Genomic DNA, 2,630 nt, shown 5'->3' with positions numbered 1-2,630 from the left:
CTGATTTAAACCAGCGTCTGCAAAAGATAGAAAACCATAAAAAAAGGGAACAACTTGTTTAGTTATTCCCTTGGTGGGAAGAGCAGGATTCGAACCTACGAAGGCTGAGCCAACAGATTTACAGTCTGCCCCGTTTGACCGCTTCGGTATCTTCCCAAAATATTTTAAATGAGCCGAATCCCAGATTCGAACTGGGGACCCCGAGATTACAAATCACGTGCTCTGGCCAACTGAGCTAATTCGGCTTATTATTTCAATCTTTTGTTAGAACGTTGCTGTTTCAAATCAGCGGGTGCAAAGGAAAGAATTAATTTTTAATTCTGCAATACCTTTTTTAAACTTTTCACCACTTTTTTGAACGCTTTTTCTTTTTGAAAAAAAGTGGGTAAGCTACCTGTGTCGCACCGCTCAACCGCCTACCCTTGCTGCCTTCCGACCCTGGGGGGATTCAGCAGGAGCTGGTCGCACAGGACTTACCCGGCGACAAAAGTAGAAAATTTTGTTCTTCCGCCAAACAAAATCATTCTATCGCGTAATTTTAAACACGACACAACGACTTATCAGATTGAAAATGAAATACAACTGAATGAAAATTTTTACGCATTTTTTTACGCCACAAGGGACAAGCCCAACATTTTTAGAAATTATGTGAAAAAAGCGAGCCCAAAAACCGTTATGTAACTATATATTGTTTTACGCAAATGCTCCAAAAAATCATTTATATTTGTCAAACCTATAATTAAAACAAACATCATGGAACAAAAATCATCACCTTTACTTAAATCATCTTTAACCTATGGTCTCTACGCGGCTTTAATTTCCATTTTCCTTAATGTAGTTATTTGGGCCGGCGGTATCATGGAATCATTAGGACTTTTTGGTTCTTTAATTGTTGCTCTTTTATCTTTTGTAATATCTTTTGTAATTCTGTTCATTTTCGCAAAAAATTACCGCAATAAAGAATTTGAAGGCTACATTAGTTTTACCGAGGCTTTTAAGTTTGTAATGATGGTAACCATTGTTTCAACTGTCATCCTGGTTATCTACACCTATATTTTCCACAGTTTTATTGCTCCGGATTATATGGAGAACCTGATGGCAAGCATGCAGCAAAAAACGCTGGAGTTTATGGAAAGCCGTGGCGTTCCTGATTCAAGTATCGACCAGGCTATGGAGCAGTTTAAAGAAATTCCGACAATTGCAAAAACGTTACGCCAGGCAGCCCTTTCAGGAATTATTGGCGGAGGCATAATTTCGCTGATCGTTGCGGCAATTGTTAAGAAGAAAGTTGAAGATTCATATTAATATTCAAAAGCGTTTTTAATGGATATTTCCGTAGTTATTCCGCTGTTTAACGAAGAAGAGTCGCTGCCCGAATTGGCGGCGTGGATAAAGAAGGTGATGGACGGGAATAAGTTCTCCTACGAAGTTATGCTGATCGACGACGGCAGCATCGACAACTCGTGGGAAGTGATAGAACAGCTCCAAAAAGAAAATTCCTGTATTAAAGGAATTAAATTCAGACGTAACTACGGAAAGTCGGCCGCATTATATTGTGGTTTCGAGGCGGTGCAGGGCGATGTGGTAATTACCATGGATGCCGATTTACAGGATAGCCCCGAGGAAATTCCGGAACTGTACCGGATGATCAAGGAAGACGGTTTCGATTTGGTTTCGGGCTGGAAGAAAAAACGTTTCGACCCGGTTCTTACAAAAAACCTGCCCAGTAAATTTTACAACTGGACCGTTCGGCGGATGAGTGGTATTAAGCTGCACGATATGAACTGCGGCCTGAAAGCCTATCGTAAAAACGTTATTAAAAGCATTGAAGTTTACGGCGAAATGCACCGCTATATTCCGGTTCTGGCAAAATGGGCCGGCTACAAAAATATTGGCGAAAAAGTGGTTGTACATGCCGAACGAAAATACGGAGTAACCAAGTTCGGGCTGGAACGTTTTGTTCGTGGCCCGCTTGATTTACTTTCCGTAATGTTTATTTCGCGATTTGTAAAACGCCCCATGCACTTTTTCGGTATTCTGGGTGCACTGATCTTTATTATTGGTTTTGCCTCTGCGGCATACCTCGGAGTTCAAAAGATCATTCAGCTAAACCACGGAATTACCGGACATTTAGTTACCGACAGCCCCTATTTTTATATTGCTTTAACATCGATGATAATCGGAGCTCAGTTTTTTCTGGCCGGATTCCTTGGCGAATTAGTATCGAGAAGTTCGAGCGACCGTAACAAATATCAGATTGATGTAAAAACATTTGAGTAAAGCATTTTTTATTTCATGGAGCAAAAAGATATCCGTTTTCGTAAACAGCGCGACCTTGGCGTTGTAATTTCCGATTCATTTGATTTTTTAAAACAAGAAGCAAAGCCAATCTTTCGGATGATTGGCATTTATGTTTTGCCTTTTATTATTCTATATGCCGGCGCGCAGGTTTATTTTCAGCGCAATGTGTTAAGTCAGTTCGACCTTGCCAATCCTGAAAGCCTTATGGCCGATATTGGCCCTTTTTACCAGAACCTGTTTATGTTTATGTTTTTTGGTCTTTTTGTGCAGTCGCTGTTAATGGGCACCTACTATAGTTATCTTGAAGCCTACATCAAACACGGAAAAGG

Annotated in this window: 3 protein-coding genes, 2 tRNA genes and 1 other RNA gene; 3 read left to right on the top strand and 3 right to left on the bottom strand. The window is 40.5% G+C overall.

Annotation, left to right across the window (positions count from 1 at the left end; translation table 11 throughout):
• Positions 1–71 precede the first annotated feature (71 nt).
• From ABZB17_RS22165 to ffs, 3 genes are all read right to left on the bottom strand, one after another.
• A tRNA-Tyr gene (locus ABZB17_RS22165) sits at positions 72–156 on the bottom strand.
• A gap of 15 nt (positions 157–171) precedes the next feature.
• A tRNA-Thr gene (locus ABZB17_RS22160) sits at positions 172–245 on the bottom strand.
• Positions 246–380: 135 nt separating this feature from the next.
• An RNA gene (gene ffs / locus ABZB17_RS22155) (signal recognition particle sRNA small type) lies at positions 381–479 on the bottom strand.
• A gap of 274 nt (positions 480–753) precedes the next feature.
• Here ffs and ABZB17_RS22150 point away from each other — a divergent pair.
• From ABZB17_RS22150 to ABZB17_RS22140, 3 genes are all read left to right on the top strand, one after another.
• On the top strand, positions 754–1,305 hold the full coding sequence (locus tag ABZB17_RS22150) for a DUF4199 domain-containing protein (protein WP_045033665.1): 552 nt from the start codon (positions 754–756) through the stop codon (positions 1,303–1,305).
• An 18-nt stretch (positions 1,306–1,323) separates the two neighbouring features.
• Positions 1,324–2,280, top strand: coding sequence for a glycosyltransferase family 2 protein (locus tag ABZB17_RS22145; protein ID WP_372653791.1), 957 nt, complete (start codon positions 1,324–1,326; stop codon positions 2,278–2,280).
• Positions 2,281–2,295: 15 nt separating this feature from the next.
• Positions 2,296–2,630: hypothetical protein (locus ABZB17_RS22140; RefSeq protein ID WP_372653789.1), on the top strand; the 335-nt coding region annotated here is incomplete at its 3' end.

The organism is Draconibacterium sp., assembly GCF_041583095.1.
GTDB lineage: Bacteria > Bacteroidota > Bacteroidia > Bacteroidales > Prolixibacteraceae > Draconibacterium.
Note: the sequence above shows the minus strand (reverse complement) of the source record. Positions and strands in the feature narration are given on the sequence as shown.

Excerpts from the sequence above, each read along its gene's own strand:
- ABZB17_RS22150 (WP_045033665.1), top strand. The coding sequence starts at position 754 with ATGGAACAAAAATCATCACCTTTACTTAAATCATCTTTAACCTATGGT.
- ABZB17_RS22145 (WP_372653791.1), top strand. The coding sequence starts at position 1,324 with ATGGATATTTCCGTAGTTATTCCGCTGTTTAACGAAGAAGAGTCGCTG.